Raw genomic sequence first — 22,669 nt, forward strand, 5'->3', positions numbered from 1 at the left:
CGGGGACGTGCCAATGCCTGCTCACCACGGGGCGGGCGGATCTACGCTGGTCGGGTCGTGCGCCGACGATGGGGAGGCCACATGCCGCGGGCCCGGGACATCCTGCAGCGCTTCCGCCCCGCCGGGACGCCGGGCGCCGCCGCGCCCGCCGGGGTCCCGGCGGACCGCGTGACCGAGATGGCCGCCGAGCTCGAGCCCGTGCTCGCCCGGCTGGCGGAGGCCCAGGCGGAGGCGGACCAGGTGCGCGCCGCGGCCCGGCAGGAGGCCGAGCGCCGGCGCCGTGAGGCGGCCGAGCTGGCCGCCGCGCTGGTGGCGACGGCCCGGCGCGAGGCCGCCGCGGAGCGGGCCGACGCCGCCTTGCACACCACCCGCCGCGCCGAGGCCGAGGCGGCGGCCGTGCGGGCGCAGGCCGAACGCGAGGCGGCCGCCGTGCGCGCCCGCTCCGCCGACCGCCTGGCCGGCTACGTCGAACGGGTCCTGACCGCCACCCGGGCCGCGATGGAGGAGGCCGGGCCGTGAGCAGGTCCTGGGTGGCCGGCGTCGTGCGGGCCAAGGCGCTGGCCCGCCGGCGCCTGGGACCAGCCGGGGCCCGCGCACTGGCCGCCCAGCCGGGCCCGGAGGCCGCGGTCACGGCGCTCGCCGCCACGCCCTACGGCCACGACGTCCACCCGGGGCAGGACCTCGGCACCGCCCAGCACGCCGTCGGCGCCGCGCTGCTGTGGGACCTGCGCGTCCTGGCCGGCTGGCTGCCGCGCGGCGGCGCCGACGTCGTCCGGCTCCTCGCAGGCGGGTTCGAGGTGGCCAACGTCGACGAGCACCTCGCCCGGCTCCGCGGCGCCCCGGCCCGCCCGCCCTACCGGCTCGGCACGCTCGACACCGCCTGGGCGCGCCTCGCCGCGACCACGTCAGCGGCCGCCGTCGCCGAGGTCCTCGCCACCTCCTCGTGGCGCCTGCGTGGGGCCCGCACCCCCCGCGAGGTCGCCCTCGGCCTGCGCCTGGCGTGGGCCGACGCCGTCATCACCGGGGTGCCGGAGGCGGCCGGCTGGGCGCGGGCCGGCGCGGCGCTGGTCGTGCTGCGGGAGGTCGTCGCCGAGCACCGGCGGCTCGCGCCCGGCACGGCCCGGCTGGCGACGGCGATCCTCGGCCCCGGCCTCGAACGCGTCCTGGACCACGGTGCGGCCGACCTGCCGGCGCTGCGCCGCGGCCTGCCCCAGGACGTCCGCTGGCTCCTCGACGACGTCGAGAGCGTCGCCGACCTGTGGCGCGCCGAGGTGGCCTGGGTGCACCGGGTGGAGCGGGAGGGCTTCGCGCTGCTGCGCGGGTCGGGCTACGACCGGCGCCCGGTGGTCGGGGCGATCGCCGTGCTGGCCGGCGACGCCTGGCGGGTGCGGGCCGCGTTGGAGGCGGCCGGCCGCGGCGGGACGGGCGCGTCGTTGGAGGCCTTCGATGCCGTGGCGTGACGTCGCCGCGCCGGTCCGCATGCAGCGGGTCGCCCTCGTGGCGCCCGCCGCGATGCTGCGCGACCTGCTCGTCGTCGTCGCCGACGCCGGCACCGTCGAGCTCGACACGACCGAGGCTGCCGGGCCGGGCGGCGTCCTTGCCGCCGGGCAAGGCGGCGCGCTCGCGGCGGCCGGGACCGGCACCACCGAGGCCGGCGGGGCGGCCGGGACCGGCACCACTGAGGCCGCCGGGACGGAGCAGCCGCGCCTGTCCCCCACCGCCCCGGACCCGGCCGAGCTGCGCCGGCGCGGGCGCACCGACCTGCTGGTCGGGGAGGCGGACCTGGCCCGTCACGAGGCCGCCGCGGTGGTGCGCGGCGAGGTGACCGGGCTGCTCGGGTGGACCCCGGCCGCCGAGGTCGGGCCCCTGACGGACCGCCTGGCACCGGTCGGCGCGGCGGTCGTGCCGCTGGCCGTCCCGCGCGGGGTCGACCCGCCCACCCTGCTGCGTGACGCCGGGGTGCGCCGGTCCTTCACCCCGCTGGTGGAGACCTACGGCACCGTGCCCTACGCCGACGTCGATCCCAGCGTCCTCGCGGCCGTCGCCTACATGGTGATGTTCGGGATGATGTTCGGCGACGTCGGGCACGGCGCCCTGCTCGTCGCCGGGGGCCTGCTGCTGCGCGCGGGCCGGCCGCGGCGCCTGGCGCGCTTTGCCAAGGTCTGGCCCTTCGTCGTCGGGTCCGGGGTCGCCGCGATCGGCTTCGGGCTGCTCTACGGGGAGTGCTTCGGACCCACCGGCCTCGTGCCCGTGCTCTGGATCCAGCCCCTGGAGGAGCCGATCACGCTGCTGGCGGTCGCCCTGGGGCTGGGCTTCGTGCTGCTCGCGGTGGCCCAGGGCGTGGGCACGGTCAACCGCTGGCGCGAGGGCGGCTGGCCGCTGGCGCTCAGCGCCCCCTCCGGGATCGCCGGGGCGGCGCTGCTCGCCGGGCTCGGGGTGCTGGCCCTCGGCGCGGTCGAGGGCCTCGGCTGGGTGGTGCTGGTCGGCGTCCTCGTCATGGTCGGCGGGGTCACCCTGGCGTTCGTCGGGTTCCTCGCCGCCTCGGGCGGGGGCGGGGCGGGCGTGACCCAGGCCGGGGTGGAGGTCTTCGACGCCGTGCTGCGGGTGGGCACCAACCTCGTCTCCTTCACCCGCCTGGCCGCCTTCGGCCTCACCCACGCGGCCCTGGGTCAGGTGGTGTGGGACGGCACGACGACGCTGTGGGGCGCCGGTGGGATCCTCGTCGTCGCCGCCGTGGCGGTCTTCGTCCTCGGCAACGCGCTGGCCTTCGCCCTCGAGGCGCTGGTGGCGGGCGTGCAGGCGCTGCGGCTGGAGTACTACGAGCTGTTCTCTCGGATCTTCACCGGCGAGGGCCGGCCGTTCCGGCCCTGGCACGTGCCCACCGACCCCTCGGCGCCCGCGACCACCGGCCTCATGGCGACGGCGCCCACCGCACTCACGGCGGCGCCGGTGCCCGCGGCCACCCGCCCCCCGGCGCCGCCGGTGCCGTCCGATGCCGCGGCCCCACCGCCCGTGCCCATCGAGGGGGCGTCATGATCTGGCTGCTCGCCCTGCCCGTCGTCCTCGCCGCCGGCGTCGCCGCGGCGCTGCTGGTCCGGCGCCGCGGCCGGGCGGCGGTGCGGGTGCTCGTCGGGGCCGACGTCCTGGTGCTGCTCGGCGCCCTGGTCGTGCTCGCCGTCGTCGCCGCCGGCGGGGCCGAGCCGGCGGCGGGGGCGGGGGCGGTCGAGCAGGTGCCGGCCGCGGCGGCACAGCCGGCCGGCGGGTCGAGCGCGCAGTGGGCGGCGCTGCTCGGCGCGGCGATCGCGGTGGCGGGCTCCTCCATCGGCGCCGCGATCGCCGTCGCGTACACCGGGGCCGCGGCGCTGGCGGCGATGAGCGAGCGCCCGGAGCTGTTCGGCCGGGCCATGGTCATCGTCGGCCTGGCCGAGGGCATCGCCATCTACGGCCTCATCGTCGCGATCATCCTCATCGGGCGGGCGTGATGGACCCGGCGGCCGCCGGCGACGCCGCACCCGTCATCGAGGGCGCGGCCGCCGTGCCGGACGGCGCGGGCCGGGTCGCCGTCCTCGGCGCGCCGGCCGCGGTCACCGGCTTCGGGCTGGCCGGCGCGCTCGTGCTGCCCGCCGAGGACGACGCGGCGGTGCGGGCGGCCTGGGCCGCCCTGCCGGCCGACGTCGAGGTCGTCGTCCTCACCGCGCCGGCCGCCCGCGCCCTGGGCGAGGCCCGGCTCGCCCGCCCCCTGCCCCTCACGGTGGTCATGCCGTGACCACGACGACCGACCCGCTCGCCCCCGTCCGCGACGCCCTGCTCGCCCGGGCCCGGGCCGACGCCGACCGGGTCGTCGGCGAGGCCGCCGCGGAGGCCGCCCGCACCGTTGCCGCCGCCCGGGCCGAGGCCGACGCCGTCCGCGCCCAGGCCCGGGCCGAGGGCGCCGCGGAGGGCGAGGCGCGGCTGGTCGCCGAGCGGACCCGGGCGCGGCGGGAGGCCCGCGGCATCGTCCTGGCCGCCCAGCGGGCGGCGTACGAGGAGCTGCGCGCCGCGGCGCACGAGGCGCTGGCCACCCTGCGGGCGGACCCGGCCTACCCCGCCTGGCGGGACCGGGCCGGCGCCCGCCTGCGCGCCGCGCTCGGCCCGGGAGCCCAGGTCCACGAGCTGCCCGGCGGCGGCGTGGCGGCCGAGACGCCGGGGCGTCGCGCCGCCGTCGCGCTCACCGACCTCGCCGACCGGGCGCTGGACGGGCTCGGTGCCGACCTCGCAGGGCTGTGGGCGCCGTGAGCGTGCTGCGGGTCTCCGGCTCCCTCGTCGAGGTCGCGCCGATGCCCGGCGTGGCGATGTACGACGTCGTGCTCCTGGGCCCGGACCGCCTGCCCGGTGAGGTCGTCGAGATCGGCGACCGGCGCCTGACCGTCCAGGCGTACGAGGACACCGGCGGCCTGGCCCCCGGCGCGGCGGCCGCGCCGCAGGGCGCCCCGCTCTCGGCGCGGCTGGGCCCGCACCTGCTCGGCGCGGTCTTCGACGGGCTGCTGCGCCCCCTCTCGAGCGCCGGGCCGTGGCTGGTGCCCGGCGCGGCCGCGCTCGGCGCGGGGGACGAGGGCCGCTGGGACTTCACGCCCTCGGCCCGCCCCGGGGCCACCGCCGCGCCCGGCGACGAGCTCGGCACCGTCGCCACCGCCGCCCCGGTGCCCGTGCGGGTGCTCGTCCCGCCCGGCGTGGCCGGGGCGGTGACCGAGCTGGCCGCCGGCCCGGTCGGGGCGGCGGCGAGGGTCGCCGTCGTCGGCGGCACGCCGGTGCCGCTGACCACCACCTGGCCCGTGCGGCGCCCGCGGCCGTACGCCCAGCGCCTGGGCGCGGCCGCCGGCCTGCACACCGGCCAGCGGGTGCTCGACCTGCTCTTCCCCGTCGCGCGCGGCAGCAGCGCCGCGGTCCCCGGCGGGTTCGGCACCGGCAAGACCGTGCTGCTCCAGCAGATCGCCAAGTGGTGCGACGCGGACGTCATCGTCTACGTCGGCTGCGGCGAGCGCGGCAACGAGATGGCCGACGTCGTCGCCGACCTGGCGGCGCTGGAGGACCCACGCACCGGCCGGCGGCTCAGCGACCGCACCGTCGTCATCGCCAACACCTCCAACATGCCGATGATGGCCCGCGAGGCGAGCATCTACACCGGCGTGACAGTCGCGGAGTACTTCCGGGACATGGGCCTCCACGTGGTGGTCATCGCCGACTCCACCTCCCGCTGGGCCGAGGCGCTGCGCGAGTTCGCCTCGCGCACCGGCACGCTGCCCGCCGAGGAGGGCTACCCCGCAGGCCTGGCCTCGGCGCTGGCGGCGTTCTACGAGCGGGCGGGCGACGTCGTCACGCTCGGCGGGCGCCGCGGCTCGGTGACCATCGTCGGCGCCGTCTCCCCCGCCGGCGGGGACATGACCGAGCCGGTCACCGCGCACACCCAGCGGTTCGTGCGGGCCGTGTGGCTGCTCGACCGCGACCTCGCCTACGCCCGCCACTACCCGGCGGTGGCCTGGGCCGGCTCCTTCTCCCGCGACGCCGAGCCGCTCGCCGCCTGGCACGCCGAGCGGGGCGACCCCGGCTGGGCCCGGCGCCGGGAGCGGGTGACGGCCCTGCTCGCCGACGCCGACCGGCTCACCGCGCTGGCCGATCTCGTCGGCCTCGGCGCCCTGCCCGGCGCCGAGCGGGTGGTGCTGCTCGCCGGGCGGCTGCTGCGCGAGGCCGTGCTGCAGCAGAGCGCGCTGAACCCCAACGACGCGCACTGCTCCCCGGCCAAGGGCGCGGCGCTGCTGGACGCCGTGCTCGCCGTCGTCGACCGGTGCGACGCCCTCGTCGCGGCCGGCACCCCCGCCGCCGCGCTGGAGGCCACCGACTTCGGCGTCCTGGTGCGCGCCGCGCGTGAGACCGACCCGGACGACGTCGACGGCGTGGGCGAGCGCCTCGCCGAGACCCTCGCGCTGCTCGGGGAGCCGGCGTGAACGGCCCGGACCCCACGGCCGGACCCGGCCCCGCGCCGCTGCTGGAGGCGGTGGAGTACACGGACGTCGCCCAGGTGCGCGGCCCGCTGCTCGTCGCCCGCGGCGTGCAAGGGGTGGGCTGGGACTTCTCCGCGCAGATCCGGCTCGACAGCGGGGAGGTGCGCCACGGCGTGGTCCTCGAGGTCGACCGGGACCTCGCGGTGGTCCAGCTCCTCGAGGGCACCGAGGGCGTGCGGCCCGGCGGCGCCACGGTCCGCTTCGCCGGGGAGACGCTGCACGTGCCGGTCGGGGCGGGCTGGCTGGGCCGGGTGTGCAACGGGCGCGGGGAGCCGGTCGACGGCGGCCCGCCGATCCTGGGCACCCGCCGCGCCGCCGTCGGCGGGCACCCGCTCAACCCCACCCACCGGGACCCGCCGGCCGAGCCGGTGCTCACCGGCGTCTCGGCCATCGACGCCCTGACGACCCTGGTGCGCGGGCAGAAGCTGCCGATCTTCTCCCTCGCCGGGCTGCCGCACCTGGAGCTGGCGACCCAGGTGGCCGCGCAGGCCACCACCGGCGGGGAACCGTTCGCCGTCGTCTTCGCCGGCATGGGGCTGCCCCACCTGGACGCGGCCGCGGTGCGCGACGCCCTGGAGGAGCGCTCGGCGGCCGGGGAGCTCGTGCTGCTGCTCAACACCGCCGACGACCCGGTGGTCGAGCGGATCCTCACCCCGCGCATCGCGCTGACGGTGGCCGAGCACCTGGCCTTCGAGCTGGGCCGGCACGTGCTCGTGGTCATGGCCGACATGACCGCCTACGCCGAGGCGGTGCGGGAGGTCTCCGCCGCCCGCGGGGAGATCCCCGGCCGGCGGGCCTACCCGGGCTACCTCTACAGCGACCTGGCCTCGCTGTACGAGCGGTGCGGGCGGGTGCGCTGGCGGCCCGGGTCGGTCACCGTCCTGCCGGTGCTGACCATGCCCGCCGGGGACATCACCCACCCGGTGCCCGACCTGACCGGGTACATCACCGAGGGGCAGGTGGTCCTGTCCGCGGAGGTCCAGGCCGCCGGGGTCTACCCGCCGGTGGAGCCGCTGAGCTCGCTGTCCCGGCTCATGCGCAAGGGCGCCGGGCCCGGCCGCACCCGCGAGGACCACCTCGACGTCGCCGCCCAGGTGCTCGCCTCGCTGGCCCGAGCCCGGCAGGCCCGCGAGCTCGCGGACCTGGTGGGCGAGGAGGCCCTCAGCGGCACCGACCGGCTCTACGTCGCCTTCGAGCAGGAGGTGCGCCGGCGCCTGCTCGACCAGCGCCGCGACGAGGCCCGGTCGCTGGAGGAGACTCTCGACCGGGCCTGGCAGGCGCTGCGGGTGCTGCCCCGCCGCGAGCTGACCATGCTGCCCGCCGGGGTGCTCGACGCCCGCTACGCGCCCGGGACGGGCTGACCCGTGGCCACCGTGCACGCGCCCCCGGGACGGGCCGGCCGGCTGTGGCTCCAGCACCGGCTGGGCACCGCCCGCCGCGGCGCGGACCTGCTGGACCAGAAGCTGCGGATCCTGCGCGTCGAGCGCGAGCGGCTGGCGCTGCACCGCGAGCGCACCGCCGCGGCGTGGGCGGCGGCGCTGGGCGAGGCCGAGGCGTGGATGCTGCGGGCCGCGCTGCTCGGCGGCGAGCGGGCGGTGCGCCTGGCCACCGCCACCGCGCCGGCCACGGTCCACATCGGGTGGGAGGAGCCGATGGGCGTGCGCTACCCCGCCGAGGCCGCCTGCACGGTGCCGGAGCCGCCCGCGGACGGCCCCCCGGCCGGCACCGCCGCCCTGGTCACGGCCCGGGAGCGGTACCGGCGGGCGCTGGAGGCCGCCGTCGAGCACGCCGCGGCCGAGGCGGCGGTGCGCGTGCTCGAGGCCGAGGAGGCCGCCACCCGCCGGCGGGTCCGGGCGATCGAGGACCGGTGGATCCCGAGCCTGGAGGCGGCGCTGGCCGAGCTCGAGCTGCGGCTCGAGGAGGACGAGCGCGCCGACGGCCTGCGGCTGCGGTGGGCGGCGGCCCGGGCGGGCGGGCTGACCGGGCCGGCGATCGGGGGGACCGAGCCGTGAGCGCCTTCGCCCGCATCCTCGTGGCGGTCGACGACTCCCCGGCCGCGCTGGCCGCCGCCCAGGTCGCCACCGCGCTGGCCGCCGCCACCGGGGCCCGGCTGCTGTTCGTCCACGTCACCGCCGACGGCGAGCTGGTCCGCGAGCTGACGGCGATGGGCCGGCACGCCGCGCTCGAGACGCGCCGCGGGGCCGCGGCCGCCGGGCTGCTCGGGCACGTGGCCGCCGCGGCCCGCCGCGCCGGCGTGGCCGCGGAGACGGTGAGCCAGACCGGCGAGCCCGCGCCGGTCGTGCTGGCCGAGGCGGACCGCTGGGCCGCGGACCTCCTCGTCACCGGCCGCGCGGACCCGCGCGCCGCCAGCCGGGCCTACGTGGGCACGGTGACCCGGGAGCTGCTGGAGTTCGCGGAGGTCCCGGTGCTCGTCGTCCCGCAGCCCGTCGAGGAGTGAGCGGGCGCGCGCGAGACGGACCAGCGCGAGCCGGGACCGGGCGACGCGCCTCCCTACGGCAGCACGTGGCGCAGCACCGCCTCGAGGGTGGGGTGCCGGAAGCGGAAGCCGGACGCCTCGAGCTTGCCGGACGACACCCGCTGGCTGGCGTAGGCCAGCTCCGCCGCCCCCTCCTCCCCGACGACCAGCCGCGGGCCGAAACGCGGCACCGGCAGCGCGGCGGGACGGTGGAGCACCCGGCCCAGGGTCCGGGCGTACTCGCGCCCGCGCACGGGCGTCGGGCCGACGGCGTTGACGGGCCCGCGCAGCCGGTCGTCCAGGGCGGCGTAGGCGTACACGGCGGCGATGTCGTCGACGGAGATCCAGCTCTGCCACTGCCCGGGGTCCAGCGGGCCGCCCAGGCCGACGGCGAACAACGGCAGCAGCCGGGCCAGCGGCCCCTCCTCCGGGGTCTGCACCAGGCCGGTGCGCACGGTGACCACCCGCACCCCGGCGTCGGCCGCGGGGGCGGTGGCGGCCTCCCAGGCCCGGCAGACCTCCGCGAGGAAGCCCGGGCCCGAGGGCGCGTCCTCGCTCAGCGGCGCCGGGTCGGCGTCGTCGCTGTGCGGGTGGGGCCCGTAGTAGCCGATGCCCGAGGCGCACAGGAACGCCCGCGGCCGCCCGTCGGGGGCCAGCCGGGCCAGCGCGGTGGCCAGCAGGGTGGTGCCGTCGACCCGGCTGTTGCGGATCTCCGCCTTGGCCTCGGGGGTGAACCGGCCGCCGATGAACCGCCCGGCGAGGTTGACGACGACGTCGACCTCGCGCAGCGCCTCCTCGTCGAGCGTGCCGGCGGCGGGGTCCCAGGCGATCTCGTCCGGAGCGGCCGCGCGGCGACGGACCAGGCGCAGCACGCGGTGCCCGCCGCCGGTGAGCAGCGCGCACAGCTGGCGCCCGATGAGTCCGGAGGCCCCGGCGACGGCGATGGTGCGCGGCGTGCCGGCGTGGGCGGCGTGGAAGTCGAGGTCGGCGTGCACCTGGGCGGCGCGGTAGGCGAAGATCCGCTCCAGCGCCGGGCGCATGGCCCGCGCGGCGGCGTCGGCGGCCCGGCCGGGGAGCAGCTGCTCCCCCGGGACGCCGTAGTCGATGTGGTCGGTCATGATCGTGCCGCCGTCGGCGGAGTCGACGAAGCGGTGGGTGTGCACCCAGTGGCCGAGCGGGCCGCGGACCATGGTGTCGCGGAACATCTGGGGCGGGTCGTAGCGGTCGTGCCGGGCGGTCCAGTCCAGCTCCGGACGGCGCAGCCGGGCCGGGACGGCGGCGGGCCAGGGGACGGCGCGGGCCCCGGCCTCGAGGGTGGCGCCGAGCAGACCGGGCGCGGTGATGCCCAGCCGGGCGATGGAGCCGTCGCGGATGCCGTCGGACGGCTCGGCCAGCACGCTGCCGCCGAAGGGCGGGCTCAGCCGGACCAAGGCGCCGGGCCGCTCGAACCAGGCGTACACCTGCGCGCGGGGGTAGGGCAGGACGGTCGTGCGCTCGAAGACGGCCATGCCCGCCATCGTGGCAGCAGGCGCCTCGGAGGACCCGGCGAGCGGGCTGCCGCCTCGGGGTCATGCCCCGCGGACGTGGACAACCGCGTCGGTCGGCCGCGGGGCGCCTGACCGTCCTCGAGCGCCGCCATCGCGCATGGAACGCCACAACTGTGACCGGTGAGGCGGATGTGACAGCGCCCGGCCGTCCGGTCGCCACTGCAGTCCCAGTTGTGGCGTTTCAGGTCGCGTGCCGCGGGCGACCGGCCAGGCGAGCGAGACTCCCGACGCCGCGCATGCTCCCCAACGCCGCTACGGGAGCGGCATCACCGCTTCTTCGGGGCCTTGGGCGGCAGCGTCGCCACGTACGCGGCGGCTCGCGCCACCAGCGCGCGGGCGTCGGCGCCGTCGGGCACGGTGACGTAACCGGCCATCGGGCGCGGCCCCGGACCGAACCCGCGCGCCCCGCCGGCGCGCAGCTCATCGAGCTCGGCGGGCGGGAGCTTGACGCCGACGTCCGCGCCGAGCAGCGCGGCGAAGATGTTGCCGTCGATGAAGGCGCCGAGGTTGCCGAACATCGGCTTGACCTCCACCCGCGGGTCGTCGGGGACCAGCGCGCGGAACCGCGCCCGGTCTGCCTCGCTCGGCCGCGGCATCTGCATGGCGGCTCCCCCGGTCGACGTGGCCGTGGGCCCCGATGTTCCTGCGGGCCTGGCCGTGCGGCAAGGGGGCGCGGCATGGGCCGGGCGGCAAGAGCGAGGAGCAAGCGCCGGGGGCCAGGGCGCCGGACACGAACGGGCCGCGGCGGCCGGTGCGGCCGCCGCGGCCCGAGGCGCGCTCAGAGCCCGCCCTGCGGCGCGGCTCCAGCCCTCCTACTCGGCGAGGAAGACGTACCGCAGCACCAGGAGCAGCGCGACGACGTAGAGGATCGGGTGGATCTTGCGGCCCTGGCCCGTGAAGAGCTTGATGGCGCAGTAGGCGATGACGCCCAGGCTCACGCCGTTGGCGATGGAGAAGGTCAGCGGCATGGAGATGATGGCGAGGAAGGACGGCACGCCCTCGGAGACCTCGTTCCACTCGATGTGCCGGATGCCGTCCATCATCATCGCGCCGACGAGGATCAGCGCCGGTGCCGTCGCCGCGCCCGGGATGGCGCCCGCCAGCGGCCACAGGAACATCGACAGCGCGAAGAGCACCCCGGTGGTCGCCGAGGTCAGGCCGGTGCGCCCGCCGTCCTCGATGCCCGAGGCGCTCTCCACGTAGGCGGTGGTGGTCGAGGTGCCCATGAACGCGCCGAACATCGCGGCCAGGCCGTCCATGGAGAACGTGGTCTTGGCCCGCGGCATGTCGCCGCGCTCGTCGAGGAAGCCGGCGCGCTGGGCCAGGCCGGTGAGGGTGCCGGTGGCGTCGAAGAAGTCGACGAAGAAGAAGGTGAAGACGACGCTGAGGAGGCCCAGGCCGAGCGCCCCGGCGATGTCCATCTGGCCCACCAGGTCGCTCGGCCAGATGGGCGCGGCCACCACGCCGCTGGTGAAGCCCGGGAAGGCCTGCAGGGCGCCGTCGGCCCCGCCGGCGTAGACCTTGGCGCCGGTGACGATGGCGACGAGGGAGCTGAGGAGGATCCCCCACAGGATGGCGCCCTTGACCCGCAGCTGGAGGAGCACCGCGGTGGCGACGAGGCCGATGATCGCCACCCAGGCGGTCGGGTTGGACAACGACCCCAGGGAGACCATCGTGGCCTCGTTGGCCACCACCAGGCCGGCGCTGCGCAGCCCGAGGAAGGCCAGGAAGCAGCCGATCCCGGCGGTGATGGCGAGCTTGAGGCTCATCGGGATCGCCATGACGATGGCCTTGCGGGCGCCGATCACGCTCAGCACGACGAACAGCACCCCGGAGATGAACACCGCTCCGAGCGCCGTCTGCCAGGGCACCCCCATGCCGGCCACGACGGTGAACGAGAAGAAGGCGTTGAGCCCCATGCCGGGCGCCTGGGCGAACGGGTAGCGGGCGATGAGCCCCATGACCAGCGATCCGAACGACGCCGCGATCGCCGTCGTCATCAGCAGCTGGACGAACCCGTTCTCGATGTCGATCGCGGCCGAGAGGATCTGCGGGTTGACGAAGAGGATGTAGCTCATCGTCAGGAAGGTGGTGAACCCGGCCCGCACCTCGCGCGGGATGGTGGTCCCTTCGGCGGTGAGGCCGAAGTACCGGTCCAGGAACGCGGGCGCCGTCGCCCGCCGGGTCGGCCGCGGGGGTGCGGTCGTGCTCATGCTGCCTCCAGTGGAAGGGGTGGTGGCACCGGGGCGGACGGTCCAGTGACCGCCCGGCCGGCAACCCAGACGACGGCGATGTCGCTGGGAGTTCCGAGGGTGAAGATCTTGGCCAGGGTGTCGGTGGCGTCGGCGCCGTGGCGCAGGACGACGTCGAGCGTGGTGCCCGGCTGCGGGCGGACCCACACCGCGTCGAACTGCTTGCCCACCGCCAGGTCCCCGACCTCGTCGGCCAGGCCCAGGGCGAGCGCCCCGGCCCGGGTGGCCAGGTGCAGCAGGGCCGCCGGGCCCAGGTCGACCCCGTGCGGGCCGAGCAGGCGCTGGACGAAGTAGGCCTGCAGGCCCTCCTTGAGCAGGCAGAACCCGCTGCCGGCGCCGACGTCGGTGCCCAGCGCCACCCGCACGCCGGCGTCGAGGTGGGCGGCGAGCGGGAATAGGCCACTGCCCAGGGAGGAGTTCGACGTCGGGCAGTGGGCGACGGCGGCGCCGGAGCTGGCGAGGACCTCGAGCTCGTGGGCCGTGGGGTGGACGTTGTGCGCCATGACCGAGCGGGAGGTGACCAGGCCGTGCTGGTCGTAGGAGTCGAGGTAGTGCCCGGCGCCGGGGAACAGGCGGCGCACCTCCTCGATCTCGGTGGGGTTCTCGTTGAGGTGGGAGGTGAACCAGACGTCCTCGCGGGCGCCGAGCACCTCCGCGCAGGCGTCGAGCATGGCGTCGGAGGTGGACAGCGAGAACCGCGGGGTGATGGCGTAGCGCAGCCGCCCGCGCCCGTGCCACTTCTCGAGCAGGGCGGTGCTGTGGGCGAGCGCGGCGTCGGGGGTGGTCAGCAGCGCGTCGGGGAGGAACCGGTCGCTGACGACGAGCCCGGCGGTCATGCGCAGCCCGACCGCCTCGGCCGCGGCGAACAGGGCGTCGGTGGCGCCCGGGAAGTGCGAGCCGAAGACCAGGGCCGTCGTCGTGCCGGCGCGCACGACGCCGTCGACGAACTCGCGGGCCACCGTGGCCGCGTAGGCGGCGTCGGCCAGCCGGGCCTCCTCGGGCAGGGCGCAGGTGGTCAGCCAGTCGAGCAGCGGCCTGCCCAGGCCGCCGATGATCCGCAGCTGGGGGTAGTGCACGTGGGTGTCGACGAAGCCGGGCAGCAGCACGCCCGCGCGCAGGTCGACGACCTCCTCCTCGGGGTGGGCGGCGGCGACGGCGGCGAAGGGGCCGCGGGCGCAGATGACGCCGTCGCGCACGAGCAGCCCGGCGTCGGCGTCGGCCTGCAGGGCGTCCGGGCCCTCGGCCAGCGGGTCGCGCGGGGTGTCCATGACGGTGGCGCGGTAGAGGGTCACGACGCCGCTCCCGGCGTGCGGGCGCCCTCGCGCGCCTGGTCGCACCGGTCCATCCACGCTCCTCGTCGAGCCACCGCGCTCGGGCGCGGGCATGGTTGGGGTCCGTCTGGGGCCGCCGGTTATCCATGCGAACAACGACCCCTGTGTCGCCAGGGACCATAGTCCCGGCGCCAGGACGTTGGCAATCATTTCGGAAGAGTGTTTTCACTTCGTGATGCCGAGGGGCGGGTCGCGTTCTCGCCCATTCCTGGGTCATTCCTCTCCCCGACGCTGCGCGGTTTTGGGGCGCGCGTTTCAAATCGGATGCCGTTTGACACGGAATAGGTCCCGGTACTGGCATGATTCGCGCTGTGAACCGCCCCGGGGGCGCACCCCCGCACACCACGGCGGCGCCGGCGGCGCCGCCCCCCGGCACGGCCGGGCCCGCGACCGCGCCGACGGCCGGCCCCGTCGGGGCCGACCCGCTGCCGTCAGCCGGCACGGTCGCGGCCGACGCGTTGGCGGCGGCCGGGCCCACGGAGGCCGGCGCCCTGCCGAAGCCCGCCCGCGCCATGCCCGGCGCCAGCGCCGAGGTCCTCTACGAGCTCGGGATCGACGCCCTCGTGGCGATCATCGAGACCGTCGGGTACGGGGTGTGCATCACGGGCGAGAACCAGGGCTGGACCTACGTCAACCCCGCCGGCGCCCGCATCATGGGCCGGCCGTTCGAGCAGCTGCGGGACGAGAACTATCTGCTCTCCTTCGCCGAGCACGAGCGGGCCGCGCTGCTGGCGCTCGAGCACAAGCAGCGCGAGGGCGACACCGGCTTCTACACCAACACCGTGGTCCGCCCGGACGGCACCGAGCTGGAGATGACCTGGTCGGGCACGGTCGTCACCGTCGGCGGCCGGGAGCTCGCGCCCGCCGTCTTCCACGAGACCACCAGCGTGCGCCAGGCGCAGCGTGAGGCCGCCGAGCTCGGCGCGGCCGCGGCGCGGATGGCCGCGGGCAGCTCGACGACCGACGTCCTCGACGCCCTCGTGCGCGAGACCGTCGCGGCCACCCGCGCGCTCGGCGCCCTGCTCCTGGTCGAGGACGGCCGCGGGCTGCTGCGCCCGGCCGCCTCCACCGGGGTGCCGGATGCGCTGGTCGAAGCCATGGCGGCCTCACCGGCCCGGCTGCTCGACCTGCCCGCCGGGCCGATGCTCGCCCGCGGGCGGGCGGGCTTCCTCTCCGACGACCGCGAGCGGCTGGCCGCCGGCGTGCGCACCGCCTCCTGGGTGGACGCCCTCGACGAGCTGAGCTGGGAGGGGACGGCGAAGTTCCCGGTGTGGCGCGACGAGCACGTGGCCGGCGTGCTGGTCGTCGTCGTGCCCGCCCGGGTCACCGCGCCGAGCGAGGCGGAGCTGGCGTTCTGGTCCTCGATGGCCGAGCAGGCCGGGGTGGCGCTGGGCGCGGACCGGATGCGCCACGAGATCTCCTACGCCTCCGCCCGGGTGGAGCGGGAGCGCATCGCGCGCGAGCTGCACGACTCGGTCAACCACGCGCTCTTCGCGCTGCAGACCCGGGCCTACCTGGTGCAGCGGGCGCTGGACTCGGCCGACGCCGACCGGGCGCGGCAGGCCGCTCTGGACCTGGAGGAGCTCGCGCGGCAGGCCACGACGGAGATGCGCGAGCTGCTCGTCGAGCTGCGCCCGTCGGCCGACGCCGCGCCGCTGGACCTGCGCCAGGCGCTGCGCGAGCTGGCCGAGTCCGTCACGACGCGCCACGGGCTGCCGGTCCGGGTCACGGTGCCGAAATCCGCGCTGCCGGCGCTGCCGCCGGGGACCGGCGAGCACCTCGTGCGCATCGCCGGCGAGGCGCTGCACAACGCCGTCAAGCACGCCTCGGCGACGGCGGCGACCCTCACGCTCACCCTCAGCCCGCGCCGGCTCGAGCTGGCCGTGGTCGACGACGGGCGCGGCTTCGACACCGCGGCGGCCCGGCCCGGCACCCACGGTCAGCAGACGATGCGCGAGCGTGCCCGCCTGTGCGACGGCGAGCTGCGGGTCACGAGCGTGCCGGGCGCGGGCACGTCGGTGGTCGCCGTCCTCCCCCTCACCGCCTGAGACGTCACCAGAGCCGCCCGTCAGGTCGAGAGGCGCGGTTCGTCCAGAGGTCCCCGCCAGAGATTTTGTCCACAGCGGAACAAAACCACGGCGTCTCGGGTTGGCAACTACGGCGGGCCCGCACCGTGCTGACGGTCGCGCCCACCTCGCCGCCGGCCTCCCGGCGCTTCGTGTTTTCGCCTGCCCGGCACCCCGCGTCGCCCAGGCCGATTTCACTTCCGTTCCCTACCAAAGGATGCGATCTATTGATCTCACTGCTCGCCCTGCTCGCACTCGCCCTCGTCGTCGCGCTCTTCGCCGCCTCCGACTTCCCGCGCGCCCGCCGCACCGTCCCCGGTGACCGCACCGTCGTCCGGCCGGACGACGCCGTCCGCCCCGACGCGACCGCCCCCTGCGAGGTCTGACCTCCGGGGACACGCGGCCCGCTCGTCGACACCGGACGTCGTCGAGCGGGCCGCGGTGTCTGGGTCCTACCGGTCGATGGTCGACATGTCCGGGTACCGCTGCCCCTGCACCGCCTCGGGTGGCACCGCCCGCCCCAGCTCCGCCAGGTCGTCGTCGCTCAGCTCGATGCCGTCGGCGGCGACGTTCTCCTCGAGGTACTTGCGGCGCTTCGTGCCGGGGATGGGCACGACGTCGTCGCCCTGGGCCAGCACCCAGGCGAGGGCGAGCTGCGCCGGTGTGACGCCCTTCCTGGCGGCCACGTCCTTGACCGCGTCGACCAGGGAGAGGTTCGCCCGCAGCGCCTCGCCCTGGAAGCGGGGGTTGTGCCGGCGGAAGTCGTCCGGGGCCAGCCGGTCCGGGTCGGTGATGGTGCCGGTGAGGAAGCCCCGCCCCAGCGGCGCGTACGGCACGAGCCCGATGCCCAGCTCCCGGATCGTCGGCAGGATCTCCTGCTCGATGTGCCGGGTCCACAGCGAGTACTCGGTCTGCAGCGCCGTGATGGGGTGGGTGGCGTGCGCCCGGCGGATGGTCTCCGCCGACGCCTCCGACAGCCCGAGGTAGCGCACCTTGCCGGCCTGCACGAGCTCGGCCATCGCCCCGACGGTGTCCTCGATCGGCGTGTTCTTGTCCACGCGGTGCTGGTAGTACAGGTCGATGTGGTCGAGGCCGAGCCGGCGCAGACTGGCGTCGCAGGCCTGTCGCACGTACTCCGGCCGTCCGTCGACGCCGCGCTTGGTCGGGTCGTCCGGGTCGCGGACGTTGCCGAACTTCGTGGCCAGCACGATCTGCTCGCGCGGCACGCCGGCGGTGGTGACGGCGCGGCCCACGAGCCGCTCGTTCGCGCCCACCCCGTACATGTCCGCCGTGTCGAGCAGCGTGACGCCCAGCTCGAGCGCCCGATGGATCGTGCCGATGGCCTCGTCCTCGTCCGCGGTGCCGTAGAACTCGGACATGCCCATGCAGCCCAGGCCCTGCGCCGAGACCGTCAGGGCGTTGGCGTCGGTGGTGCCGAGGGTGCGACGTCGCATGAGACTCTCCTTGCCGTTGGGTTCCACCCATGGTGCGCCCGGCGGCGGCGTGCCGCGCGGCGCCCGGAGCACCGCCGCCGGGCGCGTCGTGCTGGCGCACTTCGAGGTGCCGCCGGAGGAGTGGAACGACCAGGCCGCGCTGGTCGATCCGGACGGCGTGGGCCCGCGCATCTCCTTCCTCAAGGTTCCCGAGTCCAAGGTCGCAAAGAATCGCCTCCACATCGACGTGCAGGTCGCCGGCGGGCGCCACCAGCCGTGGGAGCGGCGCGAGCGCCTGATCCGCACCACGGTGGACCACCTCGTCGCCGCGGGCGGCAACGTGCTCGGCGAGCACCAGTTCGAGGGACGACTCGACCATGTCGTGATGGCCGATCCCGAAGGGAACGAGTTCTGCGTCGTGTAGCCGGGCCGGGCTTGGTCATGTAGCCGGGCCAGGCTTCGCGGACGGCGCCACCTACGCGGGCACGGTGAACCGGTCGCCGTACATCGACCACGACACCGGCGGCGCGAGGCGCAGGTTCCCCGTGGCGAGCAGCGCCCGGTGCGCGGCGACTCGCCCGTCCGGCTGCAGGTCACCCCACTCCTTGAGCACCGCGGCGCGCGCGTCCACGACCGTGGCGAGGTACCGCGCCTCGTCCCCGCCGGCGGCCGGCGTCGGACATGCCGCTCGCGCGGTCTCCAGGATGCCGCCGAAGGACTCCCGGTCCTCGCCCGGGCCGTGGTTGACCGAGACGTCGTAGTAGATCGCCAGGCCGAGCGGGCCGACGCCGTCGGCCCGGGCCGCCTCCAGCGCCGGGTCCCAGTAGACCTCGTCGCGCAGCTCGCGCTGGGCCTGCCGGAAGGCCGGGTCGTCCGCCGCGGCCCGCCAAGCGGGGACGAAACCGGGGTCGAGCAGCCGGTGGGAGAGCTTCGGCCGGCGGGAGTAGGGCGCGGCCATGATTGCCGTGAGCGCCTCAAGGTAGGGCGCGAGGGGGTTGTCCGGCGCGCGCTCGGCGTAGCGCCGCAGCAGGGCCAGCATGTCCCCGGTGCCCGAGCAGAAGCCCACGAGCCCGCCGGTGTAGCCGCGCCCGTCGCCGATGTCCTCGATGTAGCCGTACGCGGTGGGCCAGTCCAGGGTGGAGTTCTCCGCCGTGGAGGTCATCTGCAGCGCCAGCTCCTTGCAGCGCGCGAGCTCCGGGTCCTCGGCTCGACCGTCCACCGCCCGGTCCCCGGCCGTCCCCTCGCCGGCTGCGCGGTCGCTCAGTTCGCGGCCGCCCAGTCCGCCGCCACCGCGGGCGGACTCAGCGGGCTCCGGTGTCGCACGGTCCTCCGCCCGCCCCCGACGCCACCACCTCACGTCGTCAGCCTCCTCGGACGCGCGCCCTCGTCACACCGGACGGACCGTGTACGCGATGGTCTGGACCCGGATCTGCCCGTCCGCGAAGATGAAGGTGTCCACGGCACCCTGAATCGTCCGGCCACCGCCGGTGGCGTTCCACTCGAGGTAGAGCACGTCGTCGGCAAACGTTGTGTCGAGCTCCCACTGGGCCTGGGGGACGTCGCCGAGCAGGCGGGTGAAGACCTCCCGGGCGCCGTCCTTGCCCCGAAACACCTCCTTGTTGAGGACGAGGATGGCGTCCTCGGCGTAGTCGGCGAGGATGTCCTCGAGATCCTCGGCGCCCAGCGCCTGGCCGTGGTGGGCGAAGACTTCTTCCGGAGTCCTGGTCATCGTTGACCCTTCTCTGGCTGGAACGGCCGATCGCCTCGGCCTCGTCCTAGTGTGCGCTCACGGGGCAGGCGCCGCGGCGAATACCTCCGGTTTCGTTACTCGCCGAACCGCGCCCGGGCCTCGTGCGGGATGAGCGGGTTCTCGGCACGCGCCCGGATCTGCTGCACGGCCCAGCTGTTGCCGTCCGGGTCCTGGAACCCGAAGAACGTCCCGCCGTCGCGCTCGTCGAAGACGGTGATCTCGCTGCAGGTCACGCCCCGCTCCACCAGCTCCGTGCGTGCGGTCGCCGCGTCGGCGACGACGAGCTGCAGCCCGTGCAGCGTCCCCGGCGCCATCGCGTTCTGCGCCGGCAGCGTGCCGACGACGATCGAGCACCCCGAGCCCGGTGGTGTCAGCTGGGCAACGGTCATGTGGTGGTTGACCGTGTGGTGGTCGAGGTGAAACCCGACCTGGTCGCGGTAGAAGGCAATCGCCCGGGCGATGTCGCTGACCGGCACGATGACGACCTCGAGGGTCCAGTCCATCGGTGACTCCTTCGTCGGTGGTGGGCCTCCGACCATCCTGGCGCGCACCACCCACATCCGCGGCGGAACGCGCGGGCCGCACTCCCCCGCGCCCCGTCCTCCACTTGCGGACCACCCAGGGGACAGACACAGTCCGCTAAGGCTCGGCACGAGGAGAGGAACCATGACGACGACGACCACCACCACGGAGAAGGAGGAGCCGCGGCTCAAGCGGGTCATCGGGCCCAGGCTGCTGCTGCTCTTCATCGTCGGCGACATCCTCGGCACCGGCGTCTACGCGCTCACCGGCCAGGTCGCCGCCGAGGTCGGCGGTGCGGCGTGGGCGCCGATCCTGCTGGCGTTCGCCGTCGCGACCATCACCGCGTTCTCCTACCTCGAGCTGGTCACGAAGTACCCGCAGGCCGCCGGCGCCGCCCTGTACACCCACAAGGCCTTCGGCATTCACTTCCTGACGTTCCTCGTCACCTTCGCCGTCCTCAGCTCGGGCATCACCTCGGCGTCCACGGCCTCGAAGTTCCTCGGTGAGAACTTCGTGGTCGCCTTCGGCCTCGACTGGGGGCAGGGCGGGGTCACGGCGGTCGCCGTCACCTTCGTGGTGCTCCTGGCCCTGGTCAACCTGCGCGGGGTGGCCGAGAGCCTCAAGGTCAACGTAGTGCTCACGATCGTGGAGCTGACCGGCCTGCTCATCGTCGTGCTCATCGGGTTCTGGGCCATGGGCCAGGGCCAGGCGGACTTCAGCCGCGTCGTCGTCTTCGAGACCCCGCAGGACAAGGGCGTCTTCCTCGCCGTGACCTCCGCGACCGCGCTGGCCTTCTTCTCCATGGTCGGCTTCGAGGACTCGGTGAACATGGCCGAGGAGACGAAGGACCCGGTGCGCACCTTCCCGCGGATCATGCTCACCGGGCTGACCCTGACTGCGGTGGTCTACGTCCTGGTGTCGGTCGCCGCAGTCGCGCTGGTGCCGGTGGGGACGCTGGCGGAGAGTGCCACCCCGCTCCTCGAGGTGGTCCGCGCCGGCGCCCCCGGGCTGCCGATGGACACGATCTACCCGGTCCTCTCCATGTTCGCCGTCGCCAACACGGCACTCATCAACATGATGATGGCGAGCCGCCTGCTCTACGGCATGGCCCGCCAGGACGTGCTGCCACGCTCCCTGGGCCTGGTCCTCCCCGGCCGCCGCTCCCCCTGGGCCGCCATCGTGTTCACGACGGCGATCGCGGCCGGTCTCATCATCGTCGTCACCAACCTCATGGGTGCGGAGACCGTCACGGCGCTGGGCGGGACGACGGCGCTGCTCCTGCTCGCCGGCTTCACCGTCGTCAACGTCGCCGCGATCGTGCTGCGTCGCCGCCCGCTCGACCGGGCGCACTTCCGGGCCCCCAGGGTGCTGCCCTACCTCGGGGCGCTGACCTGCGCCTACCTCGTCGGCCCCTGGGCGCAGGACCCGATCGAGTACCGCATCGCCGGGGTGCTCGTGGGGATCGGGGTGGTGCTCTGGGCGCTGACCTGGCTGTGGAACCGGGGCGTGCGCGCCAAGAAGACCTACTTCCGCGACCCGGAGGCCCTCGGGCGCGATGAGCAGTAGACCGGTCACCCGTCAGGCCGGTCGGTCAGCTATGGCTCTCGGCCGCGCGCCTGGCGGCGCGCAGCCGCCGCCGGCGCGGGTCGAGGCGCCGCCCCGCGACGACGGCGACCGCCGCAATGAGCAGCACGGCCCACAGCTGGAAGGTGCCGGTGACCAGCGGGTGCAGCTCCATGGCGACGAAGGCCAGGGCCGCGACCGCCACGGCATAGAGGCCGCGGCGCGCCAACAACCAGCGAGCGTGCATGACCCACCGGCCCGCCGGTTCCCGGTGCGGGGACCGGGAACCCGGTGCGCGCTGCCGCTCGTGCGCCATGACCGCCTCCCCCGTGGCACCCGCCGCCGACGACGGCGCCGCGGCCGTCGCCCGCCCTCGCCACATCAGCCTGGCACAGCAGGCGTGTCCCGTCATCGGGCAGCGGACCGTTGCCGAAGGCGTCGGCCTCGCGCAAGCCCCGGCAAGAATTCGCGGGACGGCCCGGGCCCGGCACGCTTGAATGCGTCCATGACGCTCCCGGCCGGCCTGAGAACGCGCCCCCTCACCCTCGACGACGCCCACGCCGTCACGGCGATCATGGCCGCCGAGGAGCTGCGGGACACCGGACAGGTCAGCATCGAGGAGGCGGACCTCCTCGCCGACTGGCAGCGGCCCAGCTTCGACCTTTCCACGCGCACGGTGGGCGTGCTCGACGGCGACCGCGTGGTGGCCTACGCAGAGCTGTCCGGGCACGACCGTGCGCACGCCGCCGTCCACCCCGAGCACCACGGGCGCGGCATCGGCACCCACCTCGCCGGCTGGCTGCAGGAGCAGGCCCGGTCAGCGGGAAGCACGGTCGTCGGCATGCCCGTCCCGCAGGGATCGCCCGGCGACCAGCTGCTGCAGGCGCTCGGCTTTCACGTCCGGTGGACCTCATGGGTGCTGGCCCTGCCCGACGGCGCGGCCATCGCGGCGCCTGCCCTGCCCGCGGGCTTCGCCGTGCGAGAGGCGTCGCCCGTCGAGCACCGAGCGGTGTGGACGGTCGTCGAGGACGCCTTCCTCGAGTGGTCGGTCCGCGAGCGACAACCGTTCGACGACTTCGCCGCCCAGGTGCTGCACCGGCCCGGGTTCGAGCCCTGGAACGTTCGCGTGGCCGTGGCGCCCGACGGCGAGATCGTCGGTGCCGCGGTCGTGCTCCTGGCCGGCCCCACCGGGTACGTCGACAAGGTGGCCGTCCGCCGCGACCAGCGCGGCCGCGGCCTGGGCCAGGCCCTCCTCGCCGACGCATTCGCGGAGGCCCGCGCCCACGGCGCCGTCCAGTCGGAGCTCAGCACCGACTCGCGCACCGGCGCGCTCGGGCTCTACGAGCGGGTGGGCATGAAGGTGACCGCGGTGTGGGTCAATCGCGCGATCGCACTGTGAACTCGAGGCATCGACGCGGCGTCGGACCTGTTCGCCTCGCCCAGGCCGGAACGGCAGCTCGAGCCCCATCACGAAGCGCATCGACCACGTCACCGCTGGGTTGCATCAAATGAATCGAAATCCCGAGACGCAGAAAGGCCCCCACCGGGTGGTGGGGGCCTTTCTGGAATGGGTGTTCGGCGGTGTCCTACTCTCCCACACGGTCTCCCGTGCAGTACCATCGGCGCTGAGGGGCTTAGCTTCCGGGTTCGGAATGGGACCGGGCGTTTCCCCCTCGCTATGACCGCCGTAA

The 22,669-nt window shown here is 75.8% G+C and carries 24 protein-coding genes and 1 rRNA gene; 15 read left to right on the plus strand and 10 right to left on the minus strand.

Features of this window, described 5'->3' with window-relative positions; all coding sequences use genetic code 11:
- The first annotated feature begins 81 nt into the window (after positions 1 to 81).
- The 10 genes from GD970_RS17480 to GD970_RS17525 are packed head-to-tail and all read left to right on the plus strand — an operon-like array spanning position 82 to position 8,496.
- Positions 82 to 519 carry a hypothetical protein gene (locus tag GD970_RS17480; protein ID WP_152204188.1) on the plus strand — a complete coding sequence of 146 codons (438 nt, stop codon included), beginning with the start codon at positions 82 to 84 and terminating at the stop codon, positions 517 to 519.
- The gene (locus GD970_RS17485; protein ID WP_152204189.1) at positions 516 to 1,460 is read left to right on the plus strand and encodes a hypothetical protein; all 945 of its coding nucleotides are present in this window, start codon (positions 516 to 518) and stop codon (positions 1,458 to 1,460) included. Before GD970_RS17480 ends, GD970_RS17485 begins: the two co-directional genes overlap by 4 nt.
- On the plus strand, positions 1,447 to 3,036 hold the full coding sequence (locus GD970_RS17490; RefSeq protein WP_152204190.1) for a V-type ATPase 116kDa subunit family protein: 1,590 nt from the start codon (positions 1,447 to 1,449) through the stop codon (positions 3,034 to 3,036). Before GD970_RS17485 ends, GD970_RS17490 begins: the two co-directional genes overlap by 14 nt.
- Entirely contained in the window at positions 3,033 to 3,482 is a 450-nt protein-coding gene (locus GD970_RS17495) for an ATP synthase subunit C (protein WP_152204191.1), read from the plus strand. The genes GD970_RS17490 and GD970_RS17495 overlap by 4 nt, the downstream gene beginning before the upstream one ends.
- The gene (locus GD970_RS17500) at positions 3,479 to 3,766 is read left to right on the plus strand and encodes a hypothetical protein (protein ID WP_152204192.1); all 288 of its coding nucleotides are present in this window, start codon (positions 3,479 to 3,481) and stop codon (positions 3,764 to 3,766) included. The genes GD970_RS17495 and GD970_RS17500 overlap by 4 nt, the downstream gene beginning before the upstream one ends.
- Positions 3,763 to 4,275: a hypothetical protein gene (locus tag GD970_RS17505; RefSeq protein WP_152204193.1), complete on the plus strand. Its 513-nt coding sequence runs from the start codon at positions 3,763 to 3,765 to the stop codon at positions 4,273 to 4,275. The genes GD970_RS17500 and GD970_RS17505 overlap by 4 nt, the downstream gene beginning before the upstream one ends.
- A complete protein-coding gene (locus GD970_RS17510) occupies positions 4,272 to 5,981 on the plus strand; it encodes a V-type ATP synthase subunit A (protein WP_226925430.1) in 1,710 nt (569 codons plus the stop codon). Before GD970_RS17505 ends, GD970_RS17510 begins: the two co-directional genes overlap by 4 nt.
- Positions 5,978 to 7,399: a V-type ATP synthase subunit B gene (locus GD970_RS17515; protein ID WP_249043261.1), complete on the plus strand. Its 1,422-nt coding sequence runs from the start codon at positions 5,978 to 5,980 to the stop codon at positions 7,397 to 7,399. The genes GD970_RS17510 and GD970_RS17515 overlap by 4 nt, the downstream gene beginning before the upstream one ends.
- Before the next feature lie 3 nt (positions 7,400 to 7,402).
- On the plus strand, positions 7,403 to 8,050 hold the full coding sequence (locus GD970_RS17520; protein ID WP_152204194.1) for a V-type ATP synthase subunit D: 648 nt from the start codon (positions 7,403 to 7,405) through the stop codon (positions 8,048 to 8,050).
- Positions 8,047 to 8,496, plus strand: coding sequence for a universal stress protein (locus tag GD970_RS17525; RefSeq protein ID WP_193314978.1), 450 nt, complete (start codon positions 8,047 to 8,049; stop codon positions 8,494 to 8,496). The genes GD970_RS17520 and GD970_RS17525 overlap by 4 nt, the downstream gene beginning before the upstream one ends.
- 53 nt (positions 8,497 to 8,549) lie before the next feature.
- Here GD970_RS17525 and GD970_RS17530 read toward each other — a convergent pair whose 3' ends face one another.
- The 4 genes from GD970_RS17530 to guaD all read right to left on the minus strand — a co-directional run bounded on the left by GD970_RS17530 (position 8,550) and on the right by guaD (position 13,605).
- Positions 8,550 to 10,022, minus strand: coding sequence for a TIGR01777 family oxidoreductase (locus GD970_RS17530; protein ID WP_319593473.1), 1,473 nt, complete (start codon positions 10,020 to 10,022; stop codon positions 8,550 to 8,552).
- A gap of 305 nt (positions 10,023 to 10,327) precedes the next feature.
- A complete protein-coding gene (locus tag GD970_RS17535) occupies positions 10,328 to 10,663 on the minus strand; it encodes a TfoX/Sxy family protein (protein ID WP_152204197.1) in 336 nt (111 codons plus the stop codon).
- Between the two features lie 210 nt (positions 10,664 to 10,873).
- The gene (locus tag GD970_RS17540; protein WP_152204198.1) at positions 10,874 to 12,274 is read right to left on the minus strand and encodes an NCS2 family permease; all 1,401 of its coding nucleotides are present in this window, start codon (positions 12,272 to 12,274) and stop codon (positions 10,874 to 10,876) included.
- Complete coding sequence (gene guaD, locus GD970_RS17545) at positions 12,271 to 13,605, minus strand: guanine deaminase (RefSeq protein ID WP_152204199.1); 1,335 nt, start codon at positions 13,603 to 13,605, stop codon at positions 12,271 to 12,273. Before guaD ends, GD970_RS17540 begins: the two co-directional genes overlap by 4 nt.
- 350 nt (positions 13,606 to 13,955) lie before the next feature.
- Here guaD and GD970_RS17550 point away from each other — a divergent pair, with 350 nt between their 5' ends.
- The gene (locus GD970_RS17550; RefSeq protein ID WP_152204200.1) at positions 13,956 to 15,692 is read left to right on the plus strand and encodes a PAS domain-containing sensor histidine kinase; all 1,737 of its coding nucleotides are present in this window, start codon (positions 13,956 to 13,958) and stop codon (positions 15,690 to 15,692) included.
- A 245-nt stretch (positions 15,693 to 15,937) separates the two neighbouring features.
- Complete coding sequence (locus tag GD970_RS21770; protein ID WP_155524138.1) at positions 15,938 to 16,096, plus strand: hypothetical protein; 159 nt, start codon at positions 15,938 to 15,940, stop codon at positions 16,094 to 16,096.
- A gap of 66 nt (positions 16,097 to 16,162) precedes the next feature.
- On the opposite strand, the gene GD970_RS17555 is transcribed toward GD970_RS21770, so the two are convergent.
- Complete coding sequence (locus GD970_RS17555; RefSeq protein ID WP_152204201.1) at positions 16,163 to 17,164, minus strand: aldo/keto reductase; 1,002 nt, start codon at positions 17,162 to 17,164, stop codon at positions 16,163 to 16,165.
- On the opposite strand from GD970_RS17555, the gene GD970_RS17560 reads away from it, so the two are divergent.
- Positions 17,163 to 17,567: a VOC family protein gene (locus GD970_RS17560; RefSeq protein ID WP_152204202.1), complete on the plus strand. Its 405-nt coding sequence runs from the start codon at positions 17,163 to 17,165 to the stop codon at positions 17,565 to 17,567. The genes GD970_RS17555 and GD970_RS17560 overlap by 2 nt on opposite strands.
- A 51-nt stretch (positions 17,568 to 17,618) precedes the next feature.
- Here the strand turns inward: GD970_RS17560 and GD970_RS17565 are convergent, their stop codons facing one another.
- The 3 genes from GD970_RS17565 to GD970_RS17575 form a co-directional block, all read right to left on the minus strand.
- Complete coding sequence (locus GD970_RS17565; protein WP_152204203.1) at positions 17,619 to 18,362, minus strand: chitosanase; 744 nt, start codon at positions 18,360 to 18,362, stop codon at positions 17,619 to 17,621.
- 168 nt (positions 18,363 to 18,530) lie between these two features.
- Positions 18,531 to 18,872 (minus strand): nuclear transport factor 2 family protein, encoded by a 342-nt coding sequence (locus tag GD970_RS17570; RefSeq protein ID WP_152204204.1) that lies wholly within the window; start codon positions 18,870 to 18,872, stop codon positions 18,531 to 18,533.
- A gap of 95 nt (positions 18,873 to 18,967) precedes the next feature.
- The gene (locus GD970_RS17575) at positions 18,968 to 19,396 is read right to left on the minus strand and encodes a VOC family protein (RefSeq protein WP_152204205.1); all 429 of its coding nucleotides are present in this window, start codon (positions 19,394 to 19,396) and stop codon (positions 18,968 to 18,970) included.
- Between the two features lie 163 nt (positions 19,397 to 19,559).
- On the opposite strand from GD970_RS17575, the gene GD970_RS17580 reads away from it, so the two are divergent.
- The gene (locus GD970_RS17580; protein ID WP_152204206.1) at positions 19,560 to 20,981 is read left to right on the plus strand and encodes an APC family permease; all 1,422 of its coding nucleotides are present in this window, start codon (positions 19,560 to 19,562) and stop codon (positions 20,979 to 20,981) included.
- Positions 20,982 to 21,006: 25 nt separating this feature from the next.
- Here GD970_RS17580 and GD970_RS17585 read toward each other — a convergent pair whose 3' ends face one another.
- The gene (locus GD970_RS17585) at positions 21,007 to 21,210 is read right to left on the minus strand and encodes a hypothetical protein (protein WP_152204207.1); all 204 of its coding nucleotides are present in this window, start codon (positions 21,208 to 21,210) and stop codon (positions 21,007 to 21,009) included.
- 273 nt (positions 21,211 to 21,483) lie between these two features.
- On the opposite strand from GD970_RS17585, the gene GD970_RS17590 reads away from it, so the two are divergent.
- Entirely contained in the window at positions 21,484 to 22,377 is an 894-nt protein-coding gene (locus tag GD970_RS17590) for a GNAT family N-acetyltransferase (RefSeq protein WP_152204208.1), read from the plus strand.
- 174 nt (positions 22,378 to 22,551) lie between these two features.
- Here GD970_RS17590 and rrf read toward each other — a convergent pair.
- Positions 22,552 to 22,668: ribosomal RNA gene (rrf, locus tag GD970_RS17595) — 5S ribosomal RNA — on the minus strand.
- Position 22,669 lies beyond the last annotated feature (1 nt).

This window comes from Georgenia thermotolerans (assembly GCF_009193185.1).
GTDB lineage: Bacteria > Actinomycetota > Actinomycetes > Actinomycetales > Actinomycetaceae > Georgenia > Georgenia thermotolerans.